The organism is Streptomyces sp. NBC_00376, assembly GCF_036077095.1.
Lineage (GTDB): Bacteria > Actinomycetota > Actinomycetes > Streptomycetales > Streptomycetaceae > Streptomyces.
In genome coordinates, this window is the sequence record NZ_CP107961.1 from 465,729 (window position 1) to 479,415 (window position 13,687).

Annotated in this window: 12 protein-coding genes and 2 pseudogenes; 4 read left to right on the top strand and 10 right to left on the bottom strand. The window is 68.8% G+C overall.

All coding sequences use genetic code 11. The annotated features are described in order from the left end of the window. The first annotated feature begins 161 nt into the window (after positions 1–161). The gene (locus tag OG842_RS41925) at positions 162–2,546 is read left to right on the top strand and encodes a beta-N-acetylglucosaminidase domain-containing protein (protein WP_323185934.1); all 2,385 of its coding nucleotides are present in this window, start codon (positions 162–164) and stop codon (positions 2,544–2,546) included. A gap of 273 nt (positions 2,547–2,819) precedes the next feature. Next, positions 2,820–3,320, top strand: a complete 501-nt coding sequence (locus OG842_RS41930) for a hypothetical protein (RefSeq protein ID WP_266737640.1) — start codon at positions 2,820–2,822, stop codon at positions 3,318–3,320. Here OG842_RS41930 and OG842_RS41935 read toward each other — a convergent pair. After that, positions 3,310–4,296, bottom strand: coding sequence for an alpha/beta fold hydrolase (locus tag OG842_RS41935; RefSeq protein ID WP_266737638.1), 987 nt, complete (start codon positions 4,294–4,296; stop codon positions 3,310–3,312). The genes OG842_RS41930 and OG842_RS41935 overlap by 11 nt on opposite strands. Positions 4,297–4,440: 144 nt before the next feature. Between OG842_RS41935 and OG842_RS41940 the strand changes: the two genes are divergently transcribed. Next, positions 4,441–5,046: a helix-turn-helix domain-containing protein gene (locus OG842_RS41940; protein WP_266737637.1), complete on the top strand. Its 606-nt coding sequence runs from the start codon at positions 4,441–4,443 to the stop codon at positions 5,044–5,046. 45 nt (positions 5,047–5,091) lie between these two features. On the opposite strand, the gene OG842_RS41945 is transcribed toward OG842_RS41940, so the two are convergent. The 4 genes from OG842_RS41945 to OG842_RS41960 form a co-directional block, all read right to left on the bottom strand. Continuing rightward, complete coding sequence (locus tag OG842_RS41945; protein ID WP_266737636.1) at positions 5,092–5,466, bottom strand: hypothetical protein; 375 nt, start codon at positions 5,464–5,466, stop codon at positions 5,092–5,094. A 140-nt stretch (positions 5,467–5,606) separates the two neighbouring features. Next, entirely contained in the window at positions 5,607–5,948 is a 342-nt protein-coding gene (locus OG842_RS41950) for a hypothetical protein (RefSeq protein WP_266737635.1), read from the bottom strand. A 191-nt stretch (positions 5,949–6,139) separates the two neighbouring features. Next, a complete protein-coding gene (locus OG842_RS41955; RefSeq protein WP_266738108.1) occupies positions 6,140–7,015 on the bottom strand; it encodes an aminoglycoside phosphotransferase family protein in 876 nt (291 codons plus the stop codon). A gap of 1,073 nt (positions 7,016–8,088) precedes the next feature. Further along, positions 8,089–8,685, bottom strand: coding sequence for a TetR/AcrR family transcriptional regulator (locus OG842_RS41960; protein WP_266737633.1), 597 nt, complete (start codon positions 8,683–8,685; stop codon positions 8,089–8,091). A 109-nt stretch (positions 8,686–8,794) separates the two neighbouring features. Between OG842_RS41960 and OG842_RS41965 the strand changes: the two genes are divergently transcribed. Next, positions 8,795–9,718: a TIGR03620 family F420-dependent LLM class oxidoreductase gene (locus OG842_RS41965; protein ID WP_266737632.1), complete on the top strand. Its 924-nt coding sequence runs from the start codon at positions 8,795–8,797 to the stop codon at positions 9,716–9,718. Between the two features lie 55 nt (positions 9,719–9,773). On the opposite strand, the pseudogene OG842_RS41970 reads toward OG842_RS41965, so the two are convergent. The 5 genes and pseudogenes from OG842_RS41970 to OG842_RS41990 form a co-directional block, all read right to left on the bottom strand. Further along, positions 9,774–9,953, bottom strand: a pseudogene (locus OG842_RS41970) (metal-sensitive transcriptional regulator); the annotation flags it as partial. Between the two features lie 4 nt (positions 9,954–9,957). Continuing rightward, positions 9,958–10,913 (bottom strand): annotated as a pseudogene (locus tag OG842_RS41975) (sulfite exporter TauE/SafE family protein). Then, positions 10,910–11,494, bottom strand: a complete 585-nt coding sequence (locus OG842_RS41980) for a rhodanese-like domain-containing protein (protein WP_266737630.1) — start codon at positions 11,492–11,494, stop codon at positions 10,910–10,912. The pseudogene OG842_RS41975 and the gene OG842_RS41980 overlap by 4 nt, the downstream one beginning before the upstream one ends. Positions 11,495–11,579: 85 nt before the next feature. Further along, the gene (locus tag OG842_RS41985; RefSeq protein ID WP_266737628.1) at positions 11,580–12,974 is read right to left on the bottom strand and encodes an MBL fold metallo-hydrolase; all 1,395 of its coding nucleotides are present in this window, start codon (positions 12,972–12,974) and stop codon (positions 11,580–11,582) included. Positions 12,975–13,075: 101 nt separating this feature from the next. After that, entirely contained in the window at positions 13,076–13,399 is a 324-nt protein-coding gene (locus OG842_RS41990) for a rhodanese-like domain-containing protein (RefSeq protein ID WP_266737626.1), read from the bottom strand. Positions 13,400–13,687: the final 288 nt, after the last annotated feature.

A 13,687-nucleotide genomic window follows, 5' to 3' on the forward strand; every position in this document is an offset into this window, starting at 1 on the left:
TAGAAAACGGGCAATGGCCGCCCCGAATACGGTCGGCGCCCTTGACGGGCAATGGAGTTCCGCCACTATCCTTGCAGGCAGAATATTGGTCTAGACCTCTTGGAGTCCAGGTGGGAAGACGCGTTATCGCTCTGAGCGCATGTCTCGCACTTGCAAGTTCCATGGCCTTCGGCGCGCTGGCTCAGGGCCCCGTGGCCTTTGCCGCAACTTCGCAGCAGGAGCCGCCCGCCACCGCCGAACCGCTGCCGCCCGTCTCCCCCACGCCCCAGTCGCTCACTCGCACCGGCCGCGATGCCACCGTGACCGGCCGTGTGCTCCTCGTCGCCGACGACGCCACGGACGCGGCAGCGCGTGACCGCCTCGTCCGCGAGCTCAGGAAGCACGGCGCCGACCGGGTCGACATCGTCACGCCCGACAACGTCCCCAAGGCCGCCGCCGGCCTGCTCACCGTGCGGATCGGCCCGGCCGCCCGGCCGGACGTTGCCGAGGCGCTCGGCGACGTGGCCGCCCCGGACCGCGCCGAGGGATACACCCTGCGGGTCGACGTCAGTGAGCGGGGCAAGCAGATCGCCCTGGGCGGTCACGACGCCACCGGCCAGTTCTACGCCGTGCAGACGCTCCGTCAGCTCTTCGTCCGCGGCGACGACGGCTGGAAGATCACTGGCGCGCAGGCCGTCGACTTCCCGTCGATGCCGCTGCGCGGCACGATCGAGGGCTTCTACGGTCAGCCCTGGACGCACGCCGAGCGGCTGGACCAGATGGACTTCTACGGCGACGTCAAGGCCAACACCTATATCTACGCGCCCAAGGACGATCCCTACCACCGCGACAAGTGGCGCGATCCTTATCCCACCGACAAACTCGCCGAACTGGGCGAGCTGGTGAACCGAGCCAGCGCAAACCACGTCCGTTTCACGTTCGCCGTCTCACCCGGCGGCTCGATCTGCTACTCCGACCCCGACGACCGCAAGGCCCTCAAGGCCAAGCTCCAGGCCCTCTACGACCTGGGCACCCGGTCCTTCTCCATCCCTCTGGACGACATCAGCTACACCAAGTGGAACTGTGCGGCCGACCAGGCGGCGTACGGCCAACCGGGACGCACCGCAGCCGCGAAGGCGCAGGTGGATCTGCTCAACGACCTCCAGCGGAACTTCATCGCCACCCATGAGGGCGCCCGCCCGCTGCAGATGGTGCCGACCGAGTACGGCGACCTGACCGACACCAGCTACAAGCAGACGATGCGGGCCACCCTCGACCCCGCGGTCGTGGTCATGTGGACCGGTACCGACGTCGTACCACCGACGATCACCAACGAGCAGGCCGACGGCGCATCCAAGCTCTTCGGCCGCAAGGTCTTCGTCTGGGACAACTACCCGGTCAACGACTACGGCAACACCAGCGGTCGGCTGCTGCTCGCCCCCTACGACAAGCGCGAGGCGGGACTCTCCGAGCACCTCTCCGGCATCGTCGCCAACCCGATGAACCAGCCGTACGCCAGCAAGATCGCGGTCTTTGGCGCCGCGGACTTCACCTGGAACGACAAGGCGTACGACGCGAGGACGAGTTGGGCGCGTGCCATGGCCTACCTCGCGGGCGGTGACCGCCGGGCCACCGACGCGCTGCTCGTCTTCGCCGACCTGGAACACCTGGCCCCGACCTTCGGCACCACCCCCTGGCAGTCCCAGGCACCCGAACTCGCCAGCCGGATAGCCGAGTTCTGGAAGGCGTGGGACGCGGGCGACCGCGCTGATTCTGTCAAGACGCTGCGCACCTACGCGAACGAAATTGAGGAGGCCCCGGCCGCCATCCGCGCCGGATCGGTGGAGCAGGGCTTCGCCGCCGATGCCAAGCCCTGGCTGGACGCCACCCAGCTGTGGGGCATGTCGATGGTGAAGACACTGGACGCGCTCGCAGCCCGGCAGGCCGGTGACAAGGAGAAGGCCGAGGCGCTGCTCGCCGACTCCGAGGCTCTGCAGAAGCAGGCCCGGGCCGTACGGGTCGATCCGGCGCGCAACACATGGGGCAAGGTCCAGCCCAAGGTCGGCGACGGGGTACTCGACTCCTTCCTCATCCAGGCGGACATCCGGCTTCAGCTGTGGGATGCCGCGGGCGGCTCGGAGAACCTCGCGCTGAAGGGCACAGCGAGCGCATCCAGTGTCGAGCAGAACCTCGACCGGCTCTCGGCCCGGTACGTCAACGATGGTCAGCTCGGCACTCGTTGGGCATCCGGCTACAGCGACAACGAGTGGGTCCAGGTGAAGCTCGCCGCCCCCGCCGAGGTCGCAGCGGTAACCCTCGCCTGGGAGGGCGCCTGCGCGACGGACTACCAGATCCAGACCTCCCTGGACGGGACGAACTGGAGCGAGGCGGCCACCCAGCACCCCGACAGCTGCGGCAATGACGTGATCAAGATCAACTCCGGCAGTGCGGTGCAGTATGTCCGAATGCAGGGCGTCAAGCGGAAGACGACCTGGGGCTACTCGGTCTACGAGATGGGCGTCTACGGCTCGCCCGCTGCGGATCCGGCGGTAGCCGCCAAAGCGTAGTCAAGAGGCAGGAGGGCGGTCCGCCCGCGGCGGACCGCCCTTTTGCGTACTCGTGATCCGTCGCGGGGCCTGCGCCTGCCGAAAACTCATCCGCGCTGGTGGGAGGCGGTGTGTCTCGGCTACCGGGCGCCGACCGCGTCGCCCGAAGTGTCAAAGTCAGCACCCTGGCCGCTCTGTGGGCCAAGGCGGCGGCATGATGTACGACCGTATCTGCCGGTTCCCGCTCAGGGGTCGGGCGGTCGGCCCGAGATGCTTCTGCAGGCTGCGCTGGCCATGAATACGAGTGCCGAACCCGAACGGACCCGGAGCAACGCGATCGCTTCCGGTCCGCCGATCCGACAGCTCTTCCGGGACGTCATCGCGGACCGCCTGCCGGGCCCCGGGCCGCCCCAGGCCGCGATGCTGTTCGACACCGAGGTCGACCCCTACTGGGACGACCAGAGCTTCCTCGCCGACTTCTACAACGAGATCCTCCACCAGGACACCTGCCAGCCCGCCACCGCCGACGGCCTCGCTCTGGCCGCAGCCCTCGCCGTCGACGACCGGATTCCCGCCCGACACCGGTTCCAAGCTGTCGACCTGCTGTTCAGCGCCGCCACCGTCGCCGAGCGCCACCTCGCCGAGGCCTGGCCGGCCGCCCCGTCAGCGGAACTCGCACATTTGGTCATTTGTGAGAATCACGCAGCGTCCGGTCGTGGCCGCTGCGCTCGGGTACGCGGGCCGAACTGTTCCGTGTACAGAAGCCCCGGCCGCGCCTGGCGGTTCAGCCCGTGAGGGTGTTGAGCCAGCCGGTCAGCAGACGGTTGGTCTCCTCGGGGCGTTCCTGCTGGATCCAGTGGCCGCAGCCCTCTATGAGGTGGGAGGCGGTCAGGCCGGGGAGGGTGGTGGGGAAGGCGTCGATAGCGTCGGACATCCAGGTGGTGGAGGCGTCCAGGGCGCCGCCGATGAATAGGGACGGCTGCTTGATCGGGGCGCCGCGGTGGGGGGCGAGGTCTTCCCAGTCGCGGTCCACGTTGCGGTAGCGGTTGAGGGCGCCGGTCAGACCCGTGCGCTCGAACTCTCCGGCGTAGACGTCGAGGTCGTCCTCGGTCAGCCAGGCCGGGAGGATGCCGGTGGGAAAACGGTCACGCAGCTGGCCGCTGCGGCCGACGAAGTGCGGGTCGGGCTCGCCCTGGGCGGGCATGGTGTCGGCGGACAGGGCGGCGTAGAAGCCCGCGAGCCAGCCCCGTACGTCAGGCTCGATCTCCGTCTCGGCGCGGCCGGGCTCCTGGAAGTAGGAGACGTAGAACTCCTGCTCGGGGCCGCCGATCTGGCCGAAGATGTCGGTGGGGCGGGGGCCGCCGGGTGGCGCGTACGGGACACTCAGCAGGGCGACGGCCCGGAAGACCTCGGGATGGAGCAGGGCGGAGGTGGCGGCGATGTTGGAGCCCCAGTCGTGGCCGACGATCACCGCGCTTTCCTCGCCGAGGGCGTGCACGAGGGCGACGTTGTCCTCCACCAGGTCCAGCATCCGGTAGGCGTCGGTCGCCGCAGGCCTGGAGGAGCGGCCGTAGCCGCGCACGTCGATCGCCACCGCCCGGTAGCCGGCCGCGGCGAGTGCCGGGAGCTGGCGGCGCCAGGAGTACCAGGACTCGGGGAAGCCGTGCACGAGCAGGACCAGCGGGCCGGTGCCCTGCTCGACCAGGTGCAGGCGCCCGGCCGGGGCCTCGACGGTGCGGTGGCGGAGTACGGCGGACGGATCGGGCTGCATGGGGGCTTCTCCTCGGTTCGCGGGTGGACGCAAGTACGCATCGATCATGCGGTGCGGCGACCGTCCGACGCGATTACCCTTGCCAGCCTGGCAAACTTGCAGGACAGGATGGTGGAGCGGCGCGTCCGGAAGGGGGCAGAGCGGGTGACAGGCGACGACGTGGCCGACACGCTGGCGGCGATGGGCCCCCGACTGCGGGCCGCGCGCGAACACCGCGGCTCCACGCTCACCGGCGTCAGCCGCGCGACCGGCATCTCCCCGAGCACGCTGTCGCGGATCGAGACCAGCCGACGCAAGCCCACCCTGGAAGTGGTGTTGCAGTTGGCGAAGGAGTACGGCGTCTCCCTGGACGAGCTGGCCGGCACCGCCCCCGCCGCCGAGCCCCGCACCTCCGCGCTCCAGCGTTTCGGCGACGACAAGGCGGTGTTGCCGCTGACCCGGTACGTCGGGGGCCTGCACGCCCACAAACACGTCCTGCCCGCCGTCCAAGAGCCGCCCGCGCGGCCCCGGCAGGTCTCCCACGACGGCTGGGAATGGCTGTGCGTCCTGTACGGGCGGCTGTGGCTCGCACTCGGCGACCAGGACCTCGTCCTGAGTGCCGGGGACGTCGCCGAGTTCGACACCCGCAATCCCCACGGGGTCGCGAACGCCGGCCCCGGCGGCCCGGTCGAGTACCTGATCATGTTCGGGCCGCAGGGAGAGCGCCTGCGACCGCGCACCCCGCCCGCCCCCGGCCTCAGGGCCCAGTAGCAAGCAGAGGACGAACGGCCTGACGCCCTGGATATGCCCGGGATGTCAGGCCTCTTCCTCGTTGTCCTCAGCGGCGTCGGGGTGGCGGAAGCGGCGCAGGCTCTGGCCGGGGTCGCTGGCCTTGATGTTGAACAGGTAGCGGCCCAGGAAGTTGATGCGAACCGCCCCGGCGGAGCACAAGCCCTCTTCCTGGCCGAGGTCGGCAAGGAAGAGGAGTCCCGCAACCAGACGCTGACACTGCGGGCGTTCCGCGACTACCAGGCCGGGCACCGTCCCTCCGGGCCCGGCGCCCGGGACCTGCTGGCCTTCTTCACCAGCGTCGGACGCCAGCTGGAGAAGCTGGACGTGACGGCTCCCACGGTCAAGCGCAGCGATCAGGAACTGCTCAACCTGCCGGCCGGACGAGCCGGCGCCCTGCACCTGGGGCTGGCGAACTACTGCTGGTTCCTCGACCCGGGCAAGGCCCTGTGCCTCGCGCTCGCCCGCAGCCCCGACCGCAGCCGGCCCCTGGCCGGGATCTGCGACTCGGCCCGCTGCCCGCAGGCCACCCACCACTCCTGTCACCGCGACGTCTGGGCGAGTTCGGCCGCCACCAGCCGGGCTTTCATCAGCAAGATCGGCCGCGGGCAGAAGACCGAGCGAGCGCGACTGGTCGCCGAGGCCGAGCGCGCCGAACGCATCGTCGCCAGCATCGACGCCGCAGACCATGGAGCGAGGAGTTCGAGCGGCGCCTTCGTACTCTGCAGGAAGCCGGTGAGGTCGTCGACCCACGGATCGCGCAGATCAAACGACTCAAGACCAAGATCGCCGAGCTCGAGGAACACCTCGCTCAGCGGGACGAGACCGTTGCCGACCTCACCACATTCAAGGAACGCGCCGTCTCGCGATTGGCCGCACAGCACGACGAGATCGCGCGTCTACGAGAACAGGCCGCAGCCCTCGACAACGTCCACCGCCTGCCCGCCCCGGCACGGTCCCGTACGGCTCGTGCCACTGAGCCCGCCGCCGACCAAGGGCGCAGAACACAGTGAGGGAGCCCGTCGGCATGGCCCGTCGTGTTCCCTCTCCGGGCCGAACTGATACTCCCGTGGGATCAGCGAGACAGGGCGAGCAGCTCGTCGATCACGGGCTCTGGACCGTCATAGGTGAGGTGTGCGATGGCTGACATTGGTGCGATCACTCGGCTCCAGGCATACAGCCGGTCCCCATCGAGCCCGCAGGCGGTCGCCACCCGCTGGCAACGGGCCTCGACACCCTCTTGTCCGGCGCCCGCCACTACGTAGTCGACGGCGTCGAAGCATGGGTCGCCTACACATGCCTTGGGGTCGATCGCGATCAGACCGCGCGACGGGCCGCCGTCCAGGACGTTGCCGAGGTGCAGATCACCGTGCAGCAACACGAGCCTGGCCTGACTGTCCAGCAACCTCTCACAGCGCAGTATCGCCCGCTGCCACGCGGCCTGGTCAATCCGTGCGCCGATGGCTGGCTCGGACAGCCGCCGGCCGATCCGGACGAAGGCTTCGTCAAACCGACCGCGCAGATCCAGTGGCCAGTGCGCGGGTGGGGCCACGGCGTGCAGTGCGGCAAGCAACTCTCCCCACTGCCGTGGCAATGACGTCTGCGGCATGTCCTCGGCCTCGGTGCCAGGCAGGACCTCCTCCAACACCATCGCCCCAGCCTTCGCGTCGGCAGAGAGTACGGCCGGCACTCGACCCGACGGCGCGAACACGCGCAGCATCTCCACCTGCTTGGTCAACAGGTCTCGATCCGGACTGAGCTTGAGAACGGCCGGCGTTCCGTCAGGCCATTGACAGCGCAGGACGACAGAGGAGGCCCCACTCTCGAACAGCTCACCGAGCACAAAACCCCACCGCGCGGCCAGCCGCACAGCGAGGTTCGGAACCTCAGCGAGCCACCCCTTGGCCTCAGGGCCGAATCGACCCACCAACCGCGCGCCGACCTCTTCCATATTCACCCCGGCAGCTTGCACCCCGAACTGCCGCCCTGCACACGCATATCGACGCCGTTCCGCGTGAGGTGAAGCCATCGAGGGGGGACGATCACCAGGCGCTGGGGAAATGACCTTGAGCAGGCCGGGAAGCCACAGGCCAGCAGCACCCGTGAACGGGCCCTCGCAGCCCGCACCACTCCCTACGTCGAAGACCCCTGCGCCAGAAGCCACATGTTCACCTTTCGACCCAGCTGACGTAGCACCGCCACGAAGATATGACCTCAGTCACGCAGTCGTGCAGGACGAAGGGACAACACGCCTCGCTGCAATGCGACACAACAGGGATCCTCGACCCTCGCGTAAAGCGACATGACCTGTGTGGGACACGGTGCCTGCCGAAAGAAGCAGGGCATCGAGGGGATCGTCTGCAAACGCGGTGGGGCGGGCTATCCGCCGTCAGGACAGCGCCGGTGGTTGAAAGTCCGGCACGCGGACACGGTCGACGCCCTGGTGCTGGGGTTCACCGGCCCCCGGCTCAGACCGCACCATCTGGTTCTGGCGGTGGGGGACGAGGGCGGGACGGCCAGGGTGTCCGCACGCCTGGAGCCTGTCCTCGCGGCTTGTGTCGGTGAGGCCTTGAGCGGCGCGGCGATGGTGGGGGAGCGGCGGGCGAGCCGTACACACGGGTGGAGGCGGACCTGGTCGTGGAGGTGCTGGCCGGGTCCGGCCGGCACGGCACCCTCACCGTGACCCGGATACGGTGAGGATCCCCGGCCCGTGAAGCGACTCGCCGTACGGGTGACCCTGCGGTCCTCACGCAAGCGCTCCGGTCCTCGGGGACCTCGGCCAGAGCGACGCCGTAACCGCGGGCCGGGACAGGCTCCTGTCGAAGGCAGCGAGGAGTGGCCGATGCCCGTTGTGGTTGATGTGGCCCGAGGCGGCCCGGTTCAGGGTTCAGGGTTCAGCGCGGTGAAAAGCATGAATGGCATCTCCTGGCGATCCGGGATGCCAGCGGCGTATCTGACAGTGCTGCCTGCGGTGCCGACGCGAGCGGGGAGCGCCTGCCAGGGAGGCAGAGGCCATCGCTGCGATCACTCGCTCTGAAGCGGTGTCCCGTACGTGGCATCAAGCACCAGAGTGAGCAGCCGGTCGGGCTGTTCTGCGTCGTGGCTGCGAGCTGTGGAGAGCGCGATCCCGACGACCAGTTGGACCAGGTCGTCGGCGGTCAGGTGGGCGCGCGCCGTTCCCCGTCGCTGAGCTTGGGCAAGAAGATCGGCTGCCGCGTCCAGGATCAGCCGATGACAGTCGAGCCCCAGCGCGACGGGCTCTTCTTCAACCATCAACGCGCCCCCCAGCCCCTGGTTGACCCTGGCATGGACGAGGAACGCGCGCAGCCATTGTGCCAGGGCGTCGTCGGCGGATTCCGAGGAGGACAGTGCGCCGGCCAGCTCGCACAGCGTCTCGATCCGGTCCCTGAGAACCGCGGTCAGCAGGGCGGAGCGGTTCGGGAAGTGACGGTACAAGGTCCCCGGGCCGACGCCTGCTCGGCGGGCGACCTCGTTGAGGGACGCCTCCGGTCCGGCTTCAGCGAATACTTCCTGCGCCGTGGCGATGAGACGTTCCCGGTTGAGTCGCGCATCGGTACGCCGAGGTCGGCGCGCGGGGACGTGCCCCTGTGTGGTCGTCATCGTCCCGTCTTTCGCTCGAGTTCGGGGCAGTTAAACGGAGGATCTCTCCGTATAGTAGCGTCCGTCAAACGGAGAACCTCTCCGGAATGCATGGACATGAGGAGTGCGGATGACGGACAGCGGGCGGACCGAGCTGGGACGAGTCGGGATCTGGACCTTCGCCTACGAGGGGCAGCCTGCCGGGCGGGTACAGGAATCGGCCGCGGAGATCGAGGAGCTGGGTTACGGAGCCATCTGGTTCGGGGAGGCGTTCGGCCGCGACACGGTGGGCCAGGCATGGCTGTTGCTGTCGGCGACACGGCGCATCGTCGTTGCGTCCGGCATCGCCAACATCGCGTTCCGGGACCCGATCGCCACCGCTACTGCGACACGTGCGCTGGGCGAGGCGTTCCCCGGACGCTACGTACTTGGCCTGGGCGGACATCGCGTAGACGGCACCGTCCATGAAGTGGACGGCTATCCCGTCCCGGCCCGCGGCGGAGCGGTGACCACCATGCGCGCCTACCTGCAGGCCATGGACGCAGTACCCGCCCACGGCCCCAAAGCGGACCCGGCTCCGCGCCGCGTACTGGCCGCCCTCGGCCCGAAGATGCTCCAGCTGGCCGCCGAACACACCTGGGGCGCGCACCCCTACTTCGTGTCCACCAAGCACACCGAACAGGCCCGCCAGATCATGGGACCGAACGCCTTCCTCGCTGTGGAGCAGGCAGTGGTGCTCGACACTGACCTGAGCCGCGCCCGCCAAGTAGCCACGGCACACGTCGCCGGCTACCTCTCGGCACCGCATCAGGAAGCGAACGTTCGACGACTCGGCTTCAACGACGAGGACATCGTCGGAGGACCGAGTCGTCGACTCGTGGATGCGATCGTTGCCCATGGGGAAGTGGAAGCAATCCGCCGACGCGTTCAGGAGCACCTCGACGCAGGCGCAGACCACGTCTGCCTACAAGTACTCACCGCCGATACCACCTCTCTGCCCGAGCACGAGTGGCGCGAACTTGCCGCTGTTCTCCTGCCCCACCCCGCAGCGTGAGATCCATGGAGTGATCACCAAGATCATCCGGCCGCCGATCGAGAGGTCGTCACCTCCCGCTGGCCACGATCTTGAATCCGGCCCGGTCCAGGGCCCGGGAGACGGCGGCCAGCTGGGTCACGACGTCCTTGCAGTCGCGGCCGGATTCGATCATCGTGATCACCGCGGCCAGCTGTCCTTGAGCCCGCCGAAGACGGTTCAGGACGGGCCGCACCGATTTTTCATCTACCTGCACGAAATCATCCTTCACCTCCTAACATATACCCCCCTGGGTATACGTTAGGACTTTGCTGTGCTGTGCTCGTGTTTCTCCAGAAGTGTGGAGCGCTGCGGTGCGGAGGCAGTCGCATGCGGGCGCGGTGGGTGTTGGGCCTGCCGCAGCCGGGCGGTGACCGCGGCGGCAGTGCGACTGCGAGCCCCGCCCATGTGACCGGGTGGGTCCAGACGGCGGTGCCGAGCTGCTGAACGAGGACGAAGAGGCCCATGACGACGACGAACCAGCCGAATGCCTTGCGCAGCGCGTCCTGGGGGATACGGCCCGCGAGTCGGCCACCGATCAGGCTGCCGACCACTGCGGCTGCGGTCACGATCAGGGCGAGGTGCCAGTCGATCTCGACGCCGGAGAGGTGGCCGGCAAGTCCGGCGAAGGACTTCATCGCGATGACGAGGAGCGAGGTGCCGACCGCGACGCCCATCGGCAGTCCGCCGAGTATGGCGAGCGCGGGCACGACGAGGAACCCGCCGCTGGAGCCGACCAGGCCCGTCACCGCGCCGACGACGAGACCCTCTACCGCGATGTGCTTCAGGGGCGGATCACTGTGTGCGGGCCGAGTCCTCTTCCGGTCGTTCCGGGGCTTGCGGAGCATCGCGAAAGCCGTGGCCGGCATCATCAGCGCGAAGGCGACGAGGAGGACCGTGCCGGGGATGTATTCGGCAAGGCGCCCGCCTCCGTAGGCACCGACCGTGCTGAGCGCGCCGAAGAGCAGACCGGTCCGCCAGCGGACCCGGTGCGCCCGGGCGTGCGGGATCAGGGCGGCGAGGCTGGTGACACCGACCACGAACAGCGAGGTGTGGCTTCCTTGGTGTCCTCTCCTGCCAGGTAGACCAGGATCGGCACTGTCAGGATCGAGCCGCCGCCGAGAATGCCGAGGCTGACGCCGATGAGAAGGGAAGCCGCGACGGCCAGGGCGGTCACGACGCGCTCCGTAGCTCCGCGATCACGGTGCGGATGTCGGGGCGAGGCCCCCGGTTGTAGGGGAGCTTGGACAGCAGGACACCCATGGCGCATGAGTTGCTGACGGCTGCGTAGGTCAGGCCGGCGCCGATCGCGGTGCCGATCAGGTGCGCGCCGGGCACGAACACGCCGACGAGGCCGGTGGCCAGGACGACCGAGCCGGCCACGAGCCGGACCTGGCGCTCCATGTCCCACCGCTCGGGGCCCCGGTTGACGGGTGCACCGGCCGTCTCCCAGGCGGCGATGCCGCCTTCCAGGACGCGGAGGTTGGGCAGGCCTGCGTCGGCCAGGGCCTTCTCGGCTTGGGCGGCACGGGCCCCAGAGCGGCAGACGAGCACGACGTCCTCGTCCAGGTGGGCCAGGAGCTCGGCCCGGTGCTCGCGCAGGGTGTCCAGGGGCACGTTGTAGGAGCCCGGGATGTGCGCAGTACGGAACTCACCGGGCGTGCGCACGTCGAGCAGACGCGGCGCCTGTCCTTCCTGGACGAGGCGGTGCAGCACGGCGGGGGAGAGGGAGGGGGCTGGTGCGGGCGTGGTGCTCATGAGGGTTCCGTTCAGATGGCATACATACCCCTTGGGGTATGTATGGATGTGTGAGGGGCTCGGGCGTTTGTCGGGGCCCCAGGGGTCAGGCGCCGGCTTCGGCCGACTCCAGTGACAGCGACCAGGCGGCATATCCGCCGAGGATGTCGGAGACGTCCTCGAAGCCGCGGTGGCGCAGCAGGCTTGCTGCGATCGAGGAACGGTGGCCGCCGGCACAGTGCAGGACCAGGGGCCGGTAGGCCGGCAGCTCGTCGGCGCGCTGCGGCAGCTCGCTGAGCGGGATGTGCAGAGCGGACTCGATGAAGCCGTTCGCCTCGCGCTCACCGCAGGTTCGGACATCGACGACGAGAGGAGGAGTGTCCCCGGCGAGCGCGGTGCGCAAGTGGGCGGCGGTCAGACGGCTGGCGGGGGTGACTTCGTCGACCAGCGATTCCAGCGCGTCCTCGGGGTTGCGCAGGTAGCCGACAGCGTGGTCGAAGCCGATCCGGGCGAGGCGGGTGACGACCTCCTCCTCCCGGTTCTGCGGCGCCATGACGACCAGTTCGTCGGCCGGGGCGAGAACGGTGCCGGCCTGTTCGGCGAACCGCCCGTCCGCGGGGACGTTCACCGCGCCGCGCACGTGTCCGGCTGCGAACTCCTGCGGATTGCGGGCGTCCACCACAATTGCTCCGGCGGCACGCAGCTCGGTGAACTCTGCGAGCATCAGCGGCCGGGGGGCCGTCGTCGCGTCGTACCGGGTGCGGTCCTTGCGATTCAGTTCGGCGTCGTAGGCGAAGTAGCCGGGTGCGGTGGACTGGCCGGCGGTGACGAGCGCGACGAACTCCTCACGACCCATCGGGGCGCACGCGTAGTTGGTGGCACGCTGCTCACCGATGGTCGACTGTTTCTTGGTCGAGAGGTTCTTGCCGCAGGCCGATCCGGCGCCGTGCGCGGGGAAGACGCGGACGTCGTCGGGCAGGCCCATCAGTTTGTTCTGGACGCTGTCGTGGAGCATCGCGCCGAGTTCCTCGGCGGTGACGCCGACGGAGGCGAGCAGGTCGGGGCGTCCGACATCGCCGATGAACAGCGCGTCGCCGGTGAGGACGCCGTACGGGACGGAGTCGTCGATGTCCTTGTACACGAGGACGCTGATGGACTCGGGGGTGTGTCCGGGCGTTTCCAGGATCTTCAGGGTGACGTCACCGAGGGAGATGCGCTCGCCCTCGGCGAGTTTGCGGATCGGATACTCGGTCTTGGCCCGTCGGCCGTATGCGATCCAGGCACCGGTCTCGTCCGCCATCTCCAGGTGGCCGGCGACGAAGTCCGCGTGGAAGTGCGTGTTGATCACGCCAACGACCGTGAAGCCGTGCGCGGCGGCATCGGCCAGGTACTCGGAGACGTCCCTGCGGGGGTCGATGACCACCGCCTGGCCCGTGCGCTGGTCGGCGATCATGTATGACGCCTGGGAGAGGCAGTCGAGGTAGTACTGGGCGAAGAACACGGCAATCCCTTCATACGGAACGCGCACCCCGGGACGGGTGCGAGAGTGCTGGGACACGGGGCGGTTACAAGTCCAGGCCCACGGGCGGGTGGGTCCGGTGCTCAGACGGCGTGCACGTTCGTGCCGTGCACGAGCGGACGACCGGTGCGGGTCCAGCCCGCGGTGCCGCCCGCGACGGAGACGGCGTCCACTTTGGAACCGGCGAGATGTTCGGCGGCCCAGGCGCTCCGATTGCCGCTGGCGCAGATCACGTACACCGGCTGGTCGACGGGCAGCTCGCCGAGTGCGGCATCGAGCGCCGACAGTGGAAGGTTGAGCGCTCCCGGCACGTGGCCTGCCGCGTACTCGTCAAACTCGCGGACGTCGATGACGAACGCGCCATTGGCGAGCTCGGCCGCGAAGACGTCCAGATCTGTTTCACGCATCGAGGTATCCCCTTCTAGATACCCCCCTGGGTATTTACGTACTCGACGGTAAAGCGACACCCGCAAGGAAGTCAAATACCCCCCTGGGTATATCCTTTGCGGGGCGGCGGGCACGCGTCTGCTTCAATCAAAATACCGGTGGGGGTATTCTGAAGTGCAGGTATGGGCTGCATGACAGCTCAGAACTGATACCGCTGGGACACACTGAGTGCCTCGCGCAGGTCTGCGGCAGGTTCAACTGGCCAGTCCCGCCGAGGCACGCCCGGCGCCTCCCGCCTCGTCGAGGCA

Excerpts from the sequence above, each read along its gene's own strand:
- OG842_RS41930 (WP_266737640.1), top strand. The coding sequence starts at position 2,820 with ATGAATACGAGTGCCGAACCCGAACGGACCCGGAGCAACGCGATCGCT.
- OG842_RS41965 (WP_266737632.1), top strand. The coding sequence starts at position 8,795 with ATGACGGACAGCGGGCGGACCGAGCTGGGACGAGTCGGGATCTGGACC.
- OG842_RS41955 (WP_266738108.1), bottom strand. The coding sequence starts at position 7,015 with ATGGAAGAGGTCGGCGCGCGGTTGGTGGGTCGATTCGGCCCTGAGGCC.
- OG842_RS41980 (WP_266737630.1), bottom strand. The coding sequence starts at position 11,494 with ATGAGCACCACGCCCGCACCAGCCCCCTCCCTCTCCCCCGCCGTGCTG.
- OG842_RS41925 (WP_323185934.1), top strand. The coding sequence starts at position 162 with ATGGCCTTCGGCGCGCTGGCTCAGGGCCCCGTGGCCTTTGCCGCAACT.
- OG842_RS41990 (WP_266737626.1), bottom strand. The coding sequence starts at position 13,399 with ATGCGTGAAACAGATCTGGACGTCTTCGCGGCCGAGCTCGCCAATGGC.
- OG842_RS41960 (WP_266737633.1), bottom strand. The coding sequence starts at position 8,685 with ATGACGACCACACAGGGGCACGTCCCCGCGCGCCGACCTCGGCGTACC.
- OG842_RS41935 (WP_266737638.1), bottom strand. The coding sequence starts at position 4,296 with ATGCAGCCCGATCCGTCCGCCGTACTCCGCCACCGCACCGTCGAGGCC.